Genomic DNA, 15,262 nt, shown 5'->3' with positions numbered 1-15,262 from the left:
GCTCATTTCCCTTTTCCCTGTAAAAGGATCCGGAATGTATGCAGTAAGATTTTAAGGTCCAGGAGCAGGGAAATATTCTCAATGTACATGAGGTCGTAGCGGTTCCGCTCGATCATCTCCTCCAGGTTCTCCGCATAACCAAATTGAACCATTCCCCAGCTGGTAAGTCCCGGGCGGGCTTTGAGCACGTATTTGTAAGAAGGAAAGCGCTGTACGATCTGCCGGATGAAATAAGCCCGTTCCGGCCGTGGGCCCACCAGGCTCATATCACCTTTCAGAATGTTCCAGAGCTGGGGCAGCTCGTCCAGGCGCCATTTCCGCATGATCTTTCCCCACCGGGTAATCCGCGGGTCATTCTTTGAGGAAAGCAGGGGAGTACCGGTTTCGGCATTCACAACCATCGACCGGAACTTGTAAAGCATAAACGGCTTTCCTTTATACCCGATGCGCTCCTGTTTGTAAATAACGGGGCCGCCGCTGCTGAGCTTTACCCGAAGGGCCACAAAAAGATAGAGCGGAAACAGGAGGATGATGCCCCAGAATGCGCAGGCTACGTCAAGGACCCGTTTGATATTTGATTGCCAATTGCTCAGTAATGTATTGGGTATGTGTACCAGGCCGCCTCCTAATACACTGCCGATCTTTACAGAGCCGGAAAGGATATCCAGGGTTTGCGGGATCAGGTTTATTTCCACATCGCGCTCGCTTAAACGGGCCAGGAGGTCTTCAACGGATGTCTGCGACGACCCGTTATTGTTAATGACCACCATTTGGACACGATGCTGTGCAATGATGGCTTCGAGCTCCTCCACCGGTCCCAGCCTGGATAGCGCAGTACCGTTCAGGTGAGGTGCGGGCGTTAGCTCTACGTAGCCGATATAATGGAACGCCGCCTCCGATAATCCCTGGCGGGTATTGGTTACAATGGTGTCTACGGATGGCGTATCGCTCAGGAGCAGGGTATTAAAAACAACAGACCGGTGCTTGATCTGGTATTTCACGATCGCCAGGATCATTCCCCGGAAGATGCAGGTGATCGTACAATGTAAAAAGATCAACCGGAATAGCAGATGTAGAATACCGATGTATAAATGGTATTTTAATTCGGGGAAGATAAAGATCAGCGTGGCGCTGCCGATAAAAGAACAGACCAGTGTAACAAGAAATTCTTCTACCCGCGACTTTTTATAAAGATTGCCATAGCTGCCTGCCAGTGTAAACAGCAGCAGCCACAGTACCGGAACAATGAACAGCGTAACCAGCCAATCTGCTGCTGCCAGGTTTCCTGCACCTCTGCGAAGCAGGCTGATAAAAATGAACCAGGACAGGGCAGCTCCTGCATAATCGGCCATCAGGTACCACGCAGCGGAAATGCTTTTTGGTTTTTCCACTAATTCTTTATTGTGTTATTGCCAATTTTTTCCAGTATCTGGTGTGCCACATCCATGGCTTTTAATCCATCGATTTCTGAAACGACCGTTTGGGTATTGTTCAGGATGGCATCCCGGAACTCTTCCAGCTCTTTTTTGATGGCATTGACTTCCGGAACGGCGGGGTTGGCCATGGCAATGGTCTTTTTGCCCCCGGGGGTATCAATATCGAAGGCAAACACATTGGTGTCTGCGGCCTCTTTCAGCTTAATGATCTCCGTTTGCTTGTTCAGGAAATCGATCCCGATATAAGCGTCTTTCTGGAACAGGCGCATTTTCCGCATTTTTTTCATGGAGATGCGGCTGGAGGTGAGGTTGGCCACGCAGCCGTTGTCAAATTCTATCCGCACGTTCGCAATGTCGGGTGTTTCCGTAAGCACTGCCACACCGCTGGCCGATATGCGCTTTACATCGCTTTTTACAATGCTCAGGATGATATCGATATCGTGGATCATCAGGTCAAGGATCACGCTTACTTCTGTTCCCCGGGGATTAAACTGTGCCAGCCGGTGCACTTCGATGAACATGGGTTTTAAGGCAACCTCCTTTAGTGCAAGAAAAGCAGGGTTGAACCGTTCTACGTGCCCTACCTGCAGTTTGATATTGGATTCTTTAGCCAGCTTTACCAGCTCCCTTGCCTCGTCCATCGTATCGGCAAATGGTTTCTCCACAAATACATGTCGGCCCATTTTGATGGCTTTCTCACACCACTGATAATGAAAAGTAGTGGGGGTTACGATATCGATGGCATCGCAGAGTGCCAAAAAGGCGTCCGCATCAAAAAAACGCCTGATGTTGTATTTTTCAATGATTTCGCTTGCAGTTTCTTCATTCGGGTCATAGAAACCCACGACCTCAACGCCTTCGATCTCCAGCCAATTATTCAGATGAAATTTTCCCAGATGGCCTACACCAACGATCCCTATTTTTAACATACGCATATTTGTGTGTTCAAAGATAATTGAATGCAATTACTCATACATACTATATTTCGGCGATCGCCTTCCAGCTAAGTGTATGTATCCCCAATGCTTTTTCTTCATTTTGCTCGCTGCCATAAGTCAGGATGCATGGACCGTTGTTGGTGTTCTTTTTCCGGTATCGGAAATTACGGAGCAGATCCGGGTTGAATTTTCTAGCAGCTTTTGTTTCAATTGCGATCGTCTGTTCACTTTTTTCCGGTAATAAGTCGATCTCTTTCCCGCACTGTCTCTGAAAAAATACATGCCCTCATTGATGCCGGAATTAAACCGGTTCTTTTTAATTTCGGTCATAATCCGGGTTTCAAAAATACTTCCGTACAGATGATGTTTTTCGAGTGCTGCTGCCGGGCCCTGGGGCAGTGTCCCCATTGCCCGGCTCATAAATTCATAAAAATAATTTTGATGCCGGTTCATTATGAAATATCTCTCAGGAGTCTTACATCCCGTTGTACATAGGTTTGAAGACAGGATGCCATCCATTTGGCGGGATTCAGCCCCTGATCCCATATTTCGGGATAGGCTCCGGTAATAATGTGTTTGTTCACCGCACCGGATTCCAGTTTTGAAAAAAAGATATAATTTAAAAATAGAGAGAGCGGCTAAATGGCAAGTGAGTAGGGGCTAAAAAAGAAAAGTGCAGGATCTGATACAGACCTGCACTCAATTTGTTGATTGCCAACTTTAGTAGTTGACCCATAAGGTCTATTTTTTAGGCGTAATTTTGCCATTTGAGGCATAGATTGAGGCGTAAAATACGGCAAATATCTTTTTAATTACTTTTNTAATTTTGGTGCTATCTGGTGCTATCTGGTGTTGAAATACAGGCTAAAATAGAAAAGGGCGTTGATTTACAACGCCCTTGAGTTGACCCATAAGGTCTATTTTTTAGGCGTAATTTTGCCATTTGAGGCATAGATTGAGGCGTAAAATACGGCAAATATCTTTTTAATTACTTTTCCCCAGGGGGCTCTTTTTGTTCTCTCGATAATGATATTTTTATTTATTTACCTTTGTGACAAATAGCCATCATGAGCGATAATATTCAATATGATCCCAAACAGGCCGGATCGGGATACGCCTTTATTCTTCTTGAGAGTATCCTCAATGAATTAAAAGAGATCAGGAAACAGCTTCTTACCAAAGATCGAATAACAAAGAGCGATTATAGCGACCACGAGTGCCCAAAAAGCAATAGCGTTACTTCGGCCTGATGCTTTTATTGCCTTTTCGCTGTTTTCTATGGATACCTCAAGTTCTTTTCTTGTCAAGGCGCGATCATAGTCTTGTTGTCGCTGGTATTCCTGAGACTGTTCAAAATCTGCGATAAACCCGCCTTTCTTCATGTAATTTTTTAATTCATCCCGCGGTATGATAATTGATGGAGTTGATAACTGCCGGCTTGCTATAACTGGGTTTATTTTTAATATCACAAAGTCTAAATAAAATTCGACAAGCTCTTTTGTAAACCCAAGCTGTTCGGCCATCTCCCATATAGGGATGCCATTCCTTATTTTACTGAGAAACTCCAGTGCTTTTTGAACATTATCTGCATCTTGCTGCGTCAATTTTCTTGTAAACATCTTATTCGCTTTTCAAAATCTTCTTCTTTTCGGCCTCAAACTCCTCCTTTGTTAGGACGCCGTCGTCTAGTAGCTTTTTTAGCTTTATGTTTTATATTTGTCTGAAAAATTTTCTTCAACTTTAAAATAATAATCATTTAGCGCTTCGGTAGTGCTGTCTGAATTTTCGCAATCTTTTACATGTAAAAGCATATCCCTTATTATTGACAACAGGCGCTCTGTTTGCTGTATCAATGCCCATTGAACGTATGTATTTGATCCCCGTTCGTATATCTCATACTCTGCTTTTACGCACTTAACAAGGCTCCTATTATAATCCCGGAGTATTCTAAGCCGGTCAAGATTGGTTTCTGCTTTTATTGGATAACCCAACGCTGCAAGCCTTTCATGGTATTGGAAAGCATCGATCAAAGATTTAAACCAATAATTAATAGACCGCAGATCTAATGCGATACCCATCCCCTCTATACCACCATTGATCTTTTCCTCTAAAAATACAAGATCAAGCTTAAACTCTTGTAAGAAACTTCCGTCACGTACCTGCTCTGGCGAATACGTAGGGAACTTTAATTTTGTTGGGAGTTGCGGTTTCATTACATGGTATTGCAGTCCACCGAAGAGGCTAAAAAAAGTTCTTTTGCGCCTTCCAAAAATCATCTTTGTTGACAAAAATTGTCCTAAAGTAGAAGGCGTATTCAATTTTATTGTTTCCAAGCAAAATAGGCAACACCAACCGGACCTCTTTGTTGATCAACTCTGGGTTGTAAATGGAGAATATAGCCAAATCTCTGTCACCAGCTAAAAACTCTTTGCGCTCCCATGATCCACTTTTATAAATAATATAGTCCGACGGCGCGACAACCTCTGTTATTTTTGACTTTCGGTAAACAGTAGTAGGAACCTGCTCCTTTTCCTTATCAAAATACTTAGTATCCCCGTGAATAAGCTTATATGAGTTGCCATCAGTATTTATTAAAACGGCTTCATTCCAATCTACTTTTAATGTACTATCGGACTTGTTTTCTAAGATAAACCTGACACTGCCATATGCTTTCCGAAATTTGATGCTGATAACATTATCGACCCAGCTGTAAGTAGTCGTGTCGTTTCGCTCAATAGTTCCTGTTGAGTTGGCTTCAACTTTTGTTAATTCCAGATAATAGCTTCCTTTTTGCTTTTTTTGAGCCAGACCCATGAGAGGAAGAAATAGCATCAAAAGTAGAAAATGCTTCATAATATTAGTTTTGATAAAAATGTGAATAACTATTTCATGTTCTCTTTAACATCCAGCCTTCTATAAGCCAGATATTGTGAATCCTTTCCTTTGGTATATCGAAATCATCATAATCTTTGTTGGCGCTCCGGAGAAGGAACTTTCCTGAATCTTCACTTTTGCGAATAAATTTTAGAAACCTCCGATTGTTTTTCATAACTATTCCGAAGATTTGGCCGTATTCAATATATTCCCTCCAATCCTCCAACTTGCGACCAAAACAAACACTCCCGTTCTTTATTAAAGGCTCCATACTATCCCCAAACACATTGAAAGCAATACATCCACTGAAAGCCGGAATGTTCATTTCGTAAGCCGGAAATTCTACATTGTCTTCATAAAATACTATCCCAGATCCGGCCTGAAAGTCTTCATCGAAAAACCTAACAGGATCTTTGCCTTGTTTAGCACTTCCCGTTAATAATGGGTTTACTTGGAATAGATTGCTATTGTCTACACCCTGATCAATGACATGATTTTTTTTATTTCTACGTTGCTCTGTGTAGGATGGTGATGCGTATTGAATCATGTCCCCGATGCCAGTTAATAGCCAGACCTTATTTAATTCAGGATATGCCGTGAGTATTTTATTTATACTCTCTTCGCGCATCCCCTTATTTATGTTGTTAACGGCTCCGTTTGAAAGGCCGGCCTTATCTTGAAAATCTTCCTGCGATATGCCTAAATAGCTTATAAAGTCTAAAATTCGCTGCTTAAAAGGCGATGGGGGTATTATTTCTTTTTTTGATTTCACCGATGAATCTTCTGTATCTTTGTTTAAAATTTGTTTTTTATGCGCCTGCGCCATCTATTTATTCGACTTCTATCCAGTTTTATTGCCCTTGGAATAATAATGGCGGTTTTTAAATTTCCCGTTATCGAAACATTGGCATTAGGTATATTCATCAACACTATTTTAATATTAGCCACTTTAGATAATCATAAAGGGCCGCACCGATAATATAAATTATAACACCAATTACAATAGCTGCCAGTGTTTTATTCAACCAAGGCGACTTACTATACCATAATTTAAACAGCTTCCACCTGGTTGCTTTAGGAACGCTTAATCTGCTTTTCTCCAATAGCCACCCATCATTATCCTGCCTAACAAACACATAACCCAGCCTTTGCAAAAGGGCGGCCCGCCTATCTCCCTGCTTTACAATCACGCCATCCGATTCATTAATGTAACCAATTAATTTATTCAACGCCTTGACGTTTCGAATAAAATACAATATTTCAAAAAACCCATAACTCATTGATTCTCAATAGTAGTTGTTTTAAATTATTGATTTGAATCAAGTATTTAGGTATTTACAGAAAAAACATCTAAATAAATTTGTTTTTACAGATGAATCTTCTGTATCTTTGGTGTACCGAACAACAATATAGCAAAAATACAGGATAACCCAATAACTAAAAATAGACACTTATGGCTACTGAGGTGCAAATAGAGAAAAAGTCATTCAAGAGAATCTGGGAGGATATAGGAGACAGGACAAAGAAAAATGTGATTGATGCCTATAAGCGTGAGACCGGGTTCAGTAAGAACACGTTTTACAACCGCAAGAATGGGGAGGGGGAGACGCCATTAGATGAGGCTGAAGCTACTTTGATCGAAGAGATTTTCGAGCGCTTTCACTACCATGACATCTGGGATAAGAATGTAGGATAGATATAAAACGTACATGGCCCTGTGTTTCTACACTGGGGCTTTAAAAAAGAACTAATCCATATAATCATAAAAAATCAAACGAAATGAAGAGTCAATCAACTAAAATGCAATTGCTCACTAAGCGAGAACGGGAGATTGTGGAAATGGTTGTAGAAGGTCGGATGCCCTTCAAGGCTGTTGCCATTACATTAAAGATTGCGCTGGACACCGTTCACAATCACATCAGATCAATTTACGGAAAGTGGAATGTAAGGTGTTTACCTGACCTGATATGGTCTTACAATGTAGACACTTTTTGGATGATCAGAAAAACAACCGGATCTCCTGCGCCTGCACCATTGAGTATTATAAGGAAGGATCCAAAAGTGTTCCGGATGAACAAAACAGAATCTGTTTATCAGCTTAAAAAGGCATCGTAATGGAATCGGTCGTAAGCATAATTGGGACAAAGGTTAAAGGCCGGATATTAGTCAACAGGTCTGAACTGTGTAAGGTTCTTGGAATATCTCCGCGAACATTAACCAATAGGATTTGCCTGCATCCAGATCTGAAAGATGCAAAAGTGGAAACAGTTTCTGGCGAAATGTTCGACCTGGAAAGAGCGCTTTCAATTAAAGTACTTCCAAAACAATCCGCATGACAGTAAGACACTTAGAAACATGGGCGGTTGATGTTGGCCACCGGTACATCGTTCAGCAAAATATAAATGAAAATAAGGCTGTGTTTCTTTCTCATAAATACGACCCGCGAGAAAGGCTAAAACAATATTCATCTGTTGTGGCAATATTCAACATCAAATTAAAGAAGCCATGAAAGCGGTCATCCAAACAATAATCATTATCCTTCTTGCTCTTGCTTTCTGTTTTGTGTCATGCAGGAAACAAGACCCGGGGACTGCGAAGGACAATAAAAGAAACTGTTCCTGCCCATCAACTAAAAAACCAGAAGTGAAATGATCCAAACAATAATAACCACCGCCACTTTTCTTGCCATCCTTTATATCGGCGTTAGATGGGCGGACAGAAAAAGAAAGCGCGATCAATTAAACGAACAAACAAAGTGGCCTGAATCTGGGTGGAAAGACGAAGATTTCTATGGCTGGTAAAACCAAAAGTATATGCAAGAAATAATTACAAAAATAAGATCAGCGCAGAATCAGGCGCAACTACATGAATCTGGAAAACTAATGCGGGCGCATGTAGCAAATCATCCGGAAGACGAGGGAGTATTGTTGAGCGAGTTTAGGCGCAAGTCTATGCGGATGGTTAACACAAAACGACTGACAACAAATTATTAAGATTCTCATAGCAGTTAGTTTTTGGTTTCGGCCCTGTTATTCTTATCTGGGGCCTTATTTTAAAAATTTAAAATTTATAAAATGGAATTTAAAGGAACACCTGCCCCCTGGTTTGTTCATCCTACAAGCGCCGCCGGATCATATGGGTTGCCGATATTTTATGAAGTAGGGAATGAAGAAACATATTATTCTCAAAAGTTTATCAACTGTCTACCTAACGAATATATTGCCATTAGCAACGAGCAAGCAAAGGCAAACGCTCAGCTGATATCCTGCGCACCAGAAATGCTGGATGCCTTAATAGATCTAAAACAGACCATAGAGTTCCTGGCGAGCAAGGGGTACACAAATGAAAACAGCGCAGCTATGCAGAGGGCAAAAGACATAATCAAGAGGGCGACAACAATCTAACCAATCATATGCGGCCCAGCGCATCCGGTCACCAAACAAAAAGGAGGTATATCATGAAACGTTAGCAACTCTATTAACACGCAGAGATTTAAAAATGACAAAAAAGGGATTCGGCGCGGGATGCCCTACCGGTTCGAAACCGGACGCCGAAGCGGATTTAAAATTTCACTAAACACGGGCTGTTGTTTCTACAGCGGGCCTTTATTCTAAAAGCTAAAATCAATAAAAATGAAATACTTAAAAATCAAAAACAACGGAGAGTTGGATATAAGGCTCGTGGCACTTATGGGAGGAACAACAAAGGCGAACGATAAGTTTAAAATAGGCCAGTTTGGAACCGGACTGAAATACACGCTTGCGTTTCTTTATAGAAATAATCTGGATTTTAAGATATTCTCAGGAGAGAAAGAAGTAAGGCTTCATATAGAAAAGGAAGATATACGGGGCGAACAGTTTGAAATAATCTGTATTGACGGCAACAGGACTTCTATCACTACGCGGATGGGCGAAGATTGGTTGGCCTGGATGATCATTCGCGAGCTGTGGTGTAATGCGCTGGACGAAGGTGGGGCTGAACGGTGTGAAACAGAAGTTGCCGTGGGGGATCCAGGAACCACATCGTTTTATATTCAGATTGATCGGCAAATTGAGAACGTAATAAAAGAATGGGATAAGTATTTCATTCACAATAAATCGCATCTGTTTAAAACGGGAGTTTATACAGTTTATGAAGGCGGTCCGTCTTTGAGGTTTTATAAAAACGGCGTGTTGATTTTTGAAAACACTGATAAGCCTGCTCTATATAGCTATGATATTTCTAATGCCGATATAAACGAACTAAGGGAGTATAGGGGCAATATCACGCAACCTATTGTTTATTGTTTATCAACGATGAATAAAGGACAGGTGTCGGATTTCCTTGATTCGGTATCCAAGGGGCAGTTTGAATATGAATTGGACTGGAACTGGTATCAGGACATGAAAGAAGGCTGGAAGGAGGCTATTGGTAGCGCCAAAATTATTACTGAGAAAACATTGCAAACAATTAAAGACCGAGGAGGTAAACCGGATGAGGCGGGTTTGATTATTGTTCCCGAAAGTTTATACAAAAAACTGTGTAGCTCTTTTGAAGGAATAGGAGCGACAAGTGTGGCGAGTGGTTTAAAAGATTTTTATGAGGACTACTGCGAAAGAACGGAGAGCCGGATTAAACAGGCTTTGACTATACTGGAAAGTTGTGGCTATGTATTTCACCCTGAGCTTGAGTTTGTGTACGGTTTCTTTGAGGATAAAACAACCCTTGCTCAGGTCCATTTGAAAACACGCAAAGTGTATATCTCTAAAGCATTTATTCAAAAGCCTTTGTTTGAGGTTGTTGCTATGCTGATAGAAGAGAACGAGCATTTTAATACTGGGCTTTCGGATGAGACTAGAGCGTTTCAGCAGCACTTCATTAACCTGTACACGAGACAGCTGTTATCGAAAGAAAACATTGAAATCTGATAACCATGCACAATCAAACATTCACAATAGTAGATGAACATGGAGTTGAGTTACTGGTAAACGCCGACTACGAAGTGTTGTCCGGCAGTACTGAAGAATGCCACGGTATTCATTCATTCCCGGCGTCGGTTTATGTGAATATTAAGTGCGTCGAGTTGATCATTGCAAAGCGCGGAACAGTAATCACGCATCTGCTCAAAAGAGATCAGATTGAGGCGATCGAAGATGAAATTATTAATCAGCTGGCGGTAGCGGCGTAAAAAAATATATTATGACAACATTAATACAGCACAATAATAAAAATTACAAGGTTGATCTTGAAAACAGGAGAATTACTTTTTTAGATACGCGTTTTTATTATAGCGAATCGGGGCAGTTCCTTCCGTCTGTCACAACTATTTTAGAAGCATATCCGAAAGGCGCACAGTATTATGAATGGTTGAAGAAAAACGGACAGGATAGTGACGATATACGGGATGAGGCGGGCCGACGTGGTTCAATAGTTCACAACCTTACAGAACGATATGATGCCGGAGAAGAATTGAGCCTATTGGATAATAACGGAAATCTGGGGTACACGCTTACGGAATGGAATGCCTTAGCGAAGTGGGTAAACTTCCGGGAGCGCCACAAGTTTGATGTTATATACAGTGAACAAAACATTGTTTCAGATAAGCTTGGCCATGCTGGTACACTCGATCGCATTATAAGCATCGATGGTGAGCTGTGGTTGCTTGATATTAAAACATCCAGCGCAATTTATCCATCTTACTGGCTTCAGGTGGCGGCTTATAAACAGATGGCCGAAACGGAACTTAATTTAAAAATTGACCGCGTTGGTATATGGTGGTCTAATGCAAAAACCAGAACTGAAAAAGAATACCAAGGTGTAGGATGGCAGCTCGTTACTAAAACCGATACAACAAAGGACACAGAGTTGTTTAACGCTACAAAGAAATTGTGGCTTGCCGAAAACGAAGGATCGAAACCAAAGCAAGTATCGTATTCATTATCTTATCTGTTAGACACAATGCCCGCGCAGCTGGTTTGCAAGAAATGCGGTGTAGCTGATGACATTGTGATCGGCGAAGGCAAGGGGCCACATTTTGCGGCAATTACATGTGGGTCATGCGGCGGGTACATTAAATGGGCTACTGAGAAGGAAGTGAATTCTTTAACAATTAAAAATAAATAAGATGGCTCTTGAAAAAAACAACAATGCCGTGTTTCTGTCAATTAGTGACGGCAAAATCACAAGAAGAGTAAAACAGTCTACCCAAAGTAGCGTAACCAGGGTTACAAAAAACGGCCACACAATTCATGAGGAAATTTATGACAGCGTGTCTGGTATTATTACTGATATCAAACCATACACGCATGATCAGTACGGCAAGTTCTGGAATGTAAGGATAGAAGATGGTGGGGACGCCTATGTGCTTCAGATGAATTATTCCGGAGGATACTCATCTGCATTCCTGAAACAGCTCCCTAATGTGGACCTAAATGAGCGTGTGCGGTTTATTCCTTCGATGAAGGAGGTTGATGGCAAAAAACGCGTAACACTATTCCTGAACCAGAATGGACAAGCACTTAAGCACTATTATACAAAGGACGATCCCAAAGGTTTGCCCAATATGGTACAGGTTAAGGTTAAGGGACAATTAACCTGGGATGATTCTGATATGATGGAATTCCTTGAAAACATGGTCAATACCGAAGTGTTGCCTAAACTGAAAAAGTCTGACCCTGTTACCGCTGGCTCTGCTGAAGAAAGCGACGAGGCTCCATTTTAATTCATTCACCAATTAAAATAAAAATCAATGCAAGTCACAAATGAGGGCTCGGTTGAGTTCAACAACACTATCACCAAGTCGTTAAAATACGACTTCTCTGCACCAGAGATTCACGATTTATCAATGAGCCTGGCAAACACTGTGCAGGATCTTGCACAGGTTGAGGCGGAAAAGAAAGCGTCGAATGCAGGTTATAAAGGCCAGATCGATGAGCATAAGAAAAATATATCCGATCTGTCTGCCAAAATATCCAACGGCTACGAGTTCCGGGATGTAGAGTGCGAGGTGATCTACCACAAGCCGGAGACTGGCAAAAAGACCATCATCCGCTCAGACACCGGTAAAGCGATTGTCGAAAAGATGACTCCGGAAGATAATAACCTGTTCAATCAGCAATTCGATTAACTAACCCATACCTGCGGGGTGAAAGTCCCCGCATCTTTTTTATCATGGAACTACGCGATTATCAAAAAAATGGGGCACAGCAAATTGTAGAATTGTTGTCAACGTTAAAAATTGCTGTATTGGTATGGCAGCCGCGCTGCGGTAAAACGCTTGCGGCGCTTGAAGGTGCGAAATTGTACGGTGCACAGGATGTGTTATTCGTGACTAAGAAAAAGGCGATCAGTAACATTGAATCCGATTACAATAATTTAGGATACGCTTATAACCTCACTGTCACAAATTATGAATCGCTTCACAATTTTGTCGATAAGAAGTTTGACCTGGTGATCGCTGATGAAGTGCATACCTGCGCGGGATTTCCTAAGCCTGCTGTAAGAACAACGCATTTAAAAGAAATCGCAAAAGGTAAGCCTGTTATACTTATTTCTGCAACAATCACACCCGAATCCTACAGCCAGATTTATCACGAGTTTTATATCTCTTCATTTTCACCTTTTGCTGAGTACAAAAACTTTTATGCATGGTTTAAAGATTTCGGTTATCCAAAAAAAAGGTACGTTTTCAATCGCGAGCTAAATGATTACAGCCACTCAAAGGAGGAGAAAATAAAAGAGGTTGTTGGGAAGTACATGATCACAATGACCCAGGAGCAGGCTGGATTCAATCAGGAGATAAAGGAAGAGGTTATTCGCATCCGAATGCAGGATTCCACCTATTGGCTGGCTAAGAAATTGATTGCTAAAAAGATTCATATTGGTAAGGATGGCTCCGAATTGGTTGCCGACACCGAAGTGAAGCTCCGGCAAAAATTACACCAGATCTACAGCGGAACTGTCAAATGTGAAGATGGTACCACACAGATTTTTGATATTAGCAAGGCAACCTTTATTAAGCAGCATTTTGCAGGAAAGAAGATTGCCATTTACTACCAATATATTGGTGAGGGTGAAATGTTACGCCGGGCATTTGGGTCGGCAATTACAGAAAGTCCAGAGGTTTTTAATGAGAGCGATAACCGGGTTTTTATTTCTCAGATCCAATCTGGAAGAGAAGGTGTCAACATCGCTACCGCCGACTGCATGATTATGTTCAATATAGGGTATAGCTCCGTATCCTATCAACAAGCAAGGGAGCGCATCCAAGATAAGAATAGAAAAAAGGAAGCACTTCTATATTGGATTTTCGCAGACGAAGGGATTGAGCATAATATTTACAAAGTGGTGTCGAACAAGAAAGACTATTCTATGCGCTGGTTTCTAAAGGATTTTGGAATTAAAAAACAACCAAATGTCATCACTAAAGAGCCTGCAGCTATTGCTCATTAATGATCCAGAAGTTTTGGTAGATAAGCCAACACCTAAGCCGGTAACAATGCTGGATCTAAATGAAGAGCATCCACTGGTAGAAGAATCGGACGTGTATTACCTATATCCCTGGCGAAATAAAACAGAAGCTGCAAAAGGATTAAAGGAATGGTTTGATAGTGTATTGATTCCAGAGGTAATAACCATCAAATGCACACATATTAAAAAGGAAGTGATAAGCGTTTGGTTCGATATGATAAGAAAATATTGGCGGGACGACCGCTATGTACGAGATAGATTATTTGACTTAAAAACAATAAAAGACTATTTATGAAAAAAGGGTTTAAAGGGTTTAATAAGGATTTTACTTGCCGTGATACACAATACAAGATAGGCGATGCCTACGAGATTGAAAAAGACAAAAAGCTGGCCTGCTGCCCTGAAAACAGCAACGAGGCGGGCCTACATTTCTGCGAAAACCCAATGGATGTGTTTAATTATTACGCACCGGCCGAAAGCAAATTTGCAGAAGTTGAGGCTGAGGGAGAAATAAAACAAGGGGGTGATGATTCAAAAGTATCTGCCAGGAAGCTGCATATCCGTGCTGAATTAACATTGAATGGTCTATTGAAAGCCGGCGTCAAATTCATTTTAGATCGCGTAAAATGGGATGAGGCCCCTGCGACAAACACCGGGAACCGCTCGGCTGCGACAAACACCGGGAACCGCTCGGCTGCGACAAACACCGGGGACCGCTCGGCTGCGACAAACACCGGGGACCAATCGGCTGCGACAAACACCGGGGACCAATCGGCTGCGACAAACACCGGGGACCAATCGGCTGCGACAAANACTCGGCTGCGACAAACACCGGGGACCGCTCGGCTGCGACAAACACCGGGAACTACTCGGCTGCGACAAACACCGGGGACTACTCGGCTGCGACAAACACCGGGAACCAATCGGCTGCGACAAACACCGGGGACCAATCGGCTGCGACAAACACCGGGAACCGCTCGGCTGCGACAAACACCGGGGACCAATCGGCTGCGACAAACACCGGGGACCAATCGGCTGCGACAAACACCGGGAACTACTCGGCTGCGACAGTTGAGGGTGCAGAGTCTGTGGCAATATCATTAGGCATCGAGGGAAAGGCGAAAGCAAACAAAGGGTCCTGGATTGTTTTAGCTGAATGGAAAAGAGACGAAAACATCAACTGGCACCGCACAGCTGTAAAATCGTTTCAGGTGGATGGCGATGTTGTTAAGGCTGATACCTTTTACATGCTGGTTGGTGGTGAATTAAAGGAGGTGAAGTAATATGCTGGAAAGCGCCATTCAATCAAAAATCATAAAAAGACTTGAAAAATCCGGATGGATTGTTATTAAGCTCATTCAGACCACCAAAAACGGCATACATGATATAATAGCGCTAAAAAACAGCAAGGCTGTCTTTATTGAGGTAAAGAAGCCTGGAGAAACACCAAGTGATTTACAGAAGTATAGGCACAGAAAAATAAGAGAAGCCGGATTTGATTCATTTTGGGTTGACAATGTTGACGACGAGCAATTGTTTAAATATTATAAATAAGGAGGTGGAAAT

Annotated in this window: 23 protein-coding genes; 13 read left to right on the top strand and 10 right to left on the bottom strand. The window is 42.1% G+C overall.

The window, feature by feature from the left end; translation table 11 throughout:
- Positions 1 to 2: 2 nt before the first annotated feature.
- From B160_RS0117670 to B160_RS0117630, 10 genes are all read right to left on the bottom strand, one after another.
- Positions 3 to 1,391 carry a sugar transferase gene (locus B160_RS0117670; protein ID WP_018629256.1) on the bottom strand — a complete coding sequence of 463 codons (1,389 nt, stop codon included), beginning with the start codon at positions 1,389 to 1,391 and terminating at the stop codon, positions 3 to 5.
- A complete protein-coding gene (locus B160_RS0117665) occupies positions 1,391 to 2,371 on the bottom strand; it encodes a Gfo/Idh/MocA family protein (protein WP_245562238.1) in 981 nt (326 codons plus the stop codon). The genes B160_RS0117670 and B160_RS0117665 overlap by 1 nt, the downstream gene beginning before the upstream one ends.
- 120 nt (positions 2,372 to 2,491) lie before the next feature.
- Positions 2,492 to 2,827 (bottom strand): hypothetical protein, encoded by a 336-nt coding sequence (locus B160_RS32000; protein WP_018629254.1) that lies wholly within the window; start codon positions 2,825 to 2,827, stop codon positions 2,492 to 2,494.
- Complete coding sequence (locus B160_RS32405; RefSeq protein ID WP_018629253.1) at positions 2,827 to 2,958, bottom strand: hypothetical protein; 132 nt, start codon at positions 2,956 to 2,958, stop codon at positions 2,827 to 2,829. The genes B160_RS32000 and B160_RS32405 overlap by 1 nt, the downstream gene beginning before the upstream one ends.
- Positions 2,959 to 3,522: 564 nt before the next feature.
- Positions 3,523 to 3,993: a hypothetical protein gene (locus B160_RS0117650; protein WP_018629252.1), complete on the bottom strand. Its 471-nt coding sequence runs from the start codon at positions 3,991 to 3,993 to the stop codon at positions 3,523 to 3,525.
- A gap of 1 nt (position 3,994) precedes the next feature.
- Entirely contained in the window at positions 3,995 to 4,081 is an 87-nt protein-coding gene (locus B160_RS32585) for an SHOCT domain-containing protein (protein ID WP_071597059.1), read from the bottom strand.
- Positions 4,078 to 4,587, bottom strand: coding sequence for a hypothetical protein (locus B160_RS31995; protein WP_040680049.1), 510 nt, complete (start codon positions 4,585 to 4,587; stop codon positions 4,078 to 4,080). The genes B160_RS32585 and B160_RS31995 overlap by 4 nt, the downstream gene beginning before the upstream one ends.
- 28 nt (positions 4,588 to 4,615) lie before the next feature.
- Positions 4,616 to 5,227: a hypothetical protein gene (locus tag B160_RS0117640; protein WP_018629250.1), complete on the bottom strand. Its 612-nt coding sequence runs from the start codon at positions 5,225 to 5,227 to the stop codon at positions 4,616 to 4,618.
- A 34-nt stretch (positions 5,228 to 5,261) separates the two neighbouring features.
- The gene (locus tag B160_RS30770; RefSeq protein WP_018629249.1) at positions 5,262 to 6,074 is read right to left on the bottom strand and encodes a S24 family peptidase; all 813 of its coding nucleotides are present in this window, start codon (positions 6,072 to 6,074) and stop codon (positions 5,262 to 5,264) included.
- A gap of 103 nt (positions 6,075 to 6,177) precedes the next feature.
- On the bottom strand, positions 6,178 to 6,528 hold the full coding sequence (locus B160_RS0117630; RefSeq protein ID WP_018629248.1) for a hypothetical protein: 351 nt from the start codon (positions 6,526 to 6,528) through the stop codon (positions 6,178 to 6,180).
- Between the two features lie 173 nt (positions 6,529 to 6,701).
- On the opposite strand from B160_RS0117630, the gene B160_RS0117625 reads away from it, so the two are divergent.
- The 13 genes from B160_RS0117625 to B160_RS0117550 all read left to right on the top strand — a co-directional run bounded on the left by B160_RS0117625 (position 6,702) and on the right by B160_RS0117550 (position 15,250).
- Positions 6,702 to 6,944 carry a hypothetical protein gene (locus B160_RS0117625; protein ID WP_018629247.1) on the top strand — a complete coding sequence of 81 codons (243 nt, stop codon included), beginning with the start codon at positions 6,702 to 6,704 and terminating at the stop codon, positions 6,942 to 6,944.
- An 83-nt stretch (positions 6,945 to 7,027) separates the two neighbouring features.
- Entirely contained in the window at positions 7,028 to 7,363 is a 336-nt protein-coding gene (locus B160_RS0117620) for a response regulator transcription factor (RefSeq protein WP_018629246.1), read from the top strand.
- Positions 7,364 to 7,896: 533 nt separating this feature from the next.
- Positions 7,897 to 8,049 (top strand): hypothetical protein, encoded by a 153-nt coding sequence (locus tag B160_RS31770; RefSeq protein WP_018629242.1) that lies wholly within the window; start codon positions 7,897 to 7,899, stop codon positions 8,047 to 8,049.
- A gap of 273 nt (positions 8,050 to 8,322) precedes the next feature.
- Positions 8,323 to 8,652: a hypothetical protein gene (locus tag B160_RS0117595; RefSeq protein WP_018629241.1), complete on the top strand. Its 330-nt coding sequence runs from the start codon at positions 8,323 to 8,325 to the stop codon at positions 8,650 to 8,652.
- A gap of 228 nt (positions 8,653 to 8,880) precedes the next feature.
- Positions 8,881 to 10,155, top strand: coding sequence for a hypothetical protein (locus tag B160_RS0117590; RefSeq protein ID WP_018629240.1), 1,275 nt, complete (start codon positions 8,881 to 8,883; stop codon positions 10,153 to 10,155).
- A 5-nt stretch (positions 10,156 to 10,160) separates the two neighbouring features.
- Complete coding sequence (locus tag B160_RS0117585; RefSeq protein WP_018629239.1) at positions 10,161 to 10,415, top strand: hypothetical protein; 255 nt, start codon at positions 10,161 to 10,163, stop codon at positions 10,413 to 10,415.
- An 11-nt stretch (positions 10,416 to 10,426) separates the two neighbouring features.
- Positions 10,427 to 11,350, top strand: coding sequence for a hypothetical protein (locus B160_RS0117580; RefSeq protein WP_018629238.1), 924 nt, complete (start codon positions 10,427 to 10,429; stop codon positions 11,348 to 11,350).
- A 1-nt stretch (position 11,351) separates the two neighbouring features.
- Positions 11,352 to 11,948 carry a hypothetical protein gene (locus tag B160_RS0117575; RefSeq protein ID WP_018629237.1) on the top strand — a complete coding sequence of 199 codons (597 nt, stop codon included), beginning with the start codon at positions 11,352 to 11,354 and terminating at the stop codon, positions 11,946 to 11,948.
- Positions 11,949 to 11,975: 27 nt separating this feature from the next.
- The gene (locus B160_RS29555; RefSeq protein ID WP_018629236.1) at positions 11,976 to 12,353 is read left to right on the top strand and encodes a hypothetical protein; all 378 of its coding nucleotides are present in this window, start codon (positions 11,976 to 11,978) and stop codon (positions 12,351 to 12,353) included.
- 44 nt (positions 12,354 to 12,397) lie between these two features.
- Positions 12,398 to 13,678, top strand: a complete 1,281-nt coding sequence (locus tag B160_RS29550) for a DEAD/DEAH box helicase (protein WP_018629235.1) — start codon at positions 12,398 to 12,400, stop codon at positions 13,676 to 13,678.
- Positions 13,641 to 13,991: a hypothetical protein gene (locus B160_RS0117560; RefSeq protein WP_018629234.1), complete on the top strand. Its 351-nt coding sequence runs from the start codon at positions 13,641 to 13,643 to the stop codon at positions 13,989 to 13,991. Before B160_RS29550 ends, B160_RS0117560 begins: the two co-directional genes overlap by 38 nt.
- On the top strand, positions 13,988 to 14,800 hold the full coding sequence (locus tag B160_RS32580) for a DUF7666 domain-containing protein (protein ID WP_425411198.1): 813 nt from the start codon (positions 13,988 to 13,990) through the stop codon (positions 14,798 to 14,800). Before B160_RS0117560 ends, B160_RS32580 begins: the two co-directional genes overlap by 4 nt.
- A gap of 180 nt (positions 14,801 to 14,980) precedes the next feature.
- On the top strand, positions 14,981 to 15,250 hold the full coding sequence (locus B160_RS0117550) for a PDDEXK family nuclease (RefSeq protein WP_018629233.1): 270 nt from the start codon (positions 14,981 to 14,983) through the stop codon (positions 15,248 to 15,250).
- The last annotated feature ends 12 nt before the right edge of the window (positions 15,251 to 15,262 follow it).

Origin of the sequence: Niabella aurantiaca DSM 17617 (genome assembly GCF_000374125.1) — a bacterium.
GTDB lineage: Bacteria > Bacteroidota > Bacteroidia > Chitinophagales > Chitinophagaceae > Niabella > Niabella aurantiaca.
Note: the sequence above shows the minus strand (reverse complement) of the source record. Positions and strands in the feature narration are given on the sequence as shown.

Bases quoted from the DNA above. Each gene is read 5' to 3' on its own strand.
- B160_RS0117665 (WP_245562238.1), bottom strand. From the start codon at position 2,371: ATGCGTATGTTAAAAATAGGGATCGTTGGTGTAGGCCATCTGGGAAAA.
- B160_RS32000 (WP_018629254.1), bottom strand. From the start codon at position 2,827: ATGAACCGGCATCAAAATTATTTTTATGAATTTATGAGCCGGGCAATG.
- B160_RS0117650 (WP_018629252.1), bottom strand. From the start codon at position 3,993: ATGTTTACAAGAAAATTGACGCAGCAAGATGCAGATAATGTTCAAAAA.
- B160_RS31995 (WP_040680049.1), bottom strand. From the start codon at position 4,587: ATGAAACCGCAACTCCCAACAAAATTAAAGTTCCCTACGTATTCGCCA.
- B160_RS0117640 (WP_018629250.1), bottom strand. From the start codon at position 5,227: ATGAAGCATTTTCTACTTTTGATGCTATTTCTTCCTCTCATGGGTCTG.
- B160_RS30770 (WP_018629249.1), bottom strand. From the start codon at position 6,074: ATGGCGCAGGCGCATAAAAAACAAATTTTAAACAAAGATACAGAAGAT.
- B160_RS0117630 (WP_018629248.1), bottom strand. From the start codon at position 6,528: ATGAGTTATGGGTTTTTTGAAATATTGTATTTTATTCGAAACGTCAAG.
- B160_RS0117625 (WP_018629247.1), top strand. From the start codon at position 6,702: ATGGCTACTGAGGTGCAAATAGAGAAAAAGTCATTCAAGAGAATCTGG.
- B160_RS0117620 (WP_018629246.1), top strand. From the start codon at position 7,028: ATGAAGAGTCAATCAACTAAAATGCAATTGCTCACTAAGCGAGAACGG.
- B160_RS31770 (WP_018629242.1), top strand. From the start codon at position 7,897: ATGATCCAAACAATAATAACCACCGCCACTTTTCTTGCCATCCTTTAT.
- B160_RS0117595 (WP_018629241.1), top strand. From the start codon at position 8,323: ATGGAATTTAAAGGAACACCTGCCCCCTGGTTTGTTCATCCTACAAGC.
- B160_RS0117590 (WP_018629240.1), top strand. From the start codon at position 8,881: ATGAAATACTTAAAAATCAAAAACAACGGAGAGTTGGATATAAGGCTC.
- B160_RS0117585 (WP_018629239.1), top strand. From the start codon at position 10,161: ATGCACAATCAAACATTCACAATAGTAGATGAACATGGAGTTGAGTTA.
- B160_RS0117580 (WP_018629238.1), top strand. From the start codon at position 10,427: ATGACAACATTAATACAGCACAATAATAAAAATTACAAGGTTGATCTT.
- B160_RS0117575 (WP_018629237.1), top strand. From the start codon at position 11,352: ATGGCTCTTGAAAAAAACAACAATGCCGTGTTTCTGTCAATTAGTGAC.
- B160_RS29555 (WP_018629236.1), top strand. From the start codon at position 11,976: ATGCAAGTCACAAATGAGGGCTCGGTTGAGTTCAACAACACTATCACC.
- B160_RS29550 (WP_018629235.1), top strand. From the start codon at position 12,398: ATGGAACTACGCGATTATCAAAAAAATGGGGCACAGCAAATTGTAGAA.
- B160_RS0117560 (WP_018629234.1), top strand. From the start codon at position 13,641: ATGTCATCACTAAAGAGCCTGCAGCTATTGCTCATTAATGATCCAGAA.
- B160_RS0117550 (WP_018629233.1), top strand. From the start codon at position 14,981: ATGCTGGAAAGCGCCATTCAATCAAAAATCATAAAAAGACTTGAAAAA.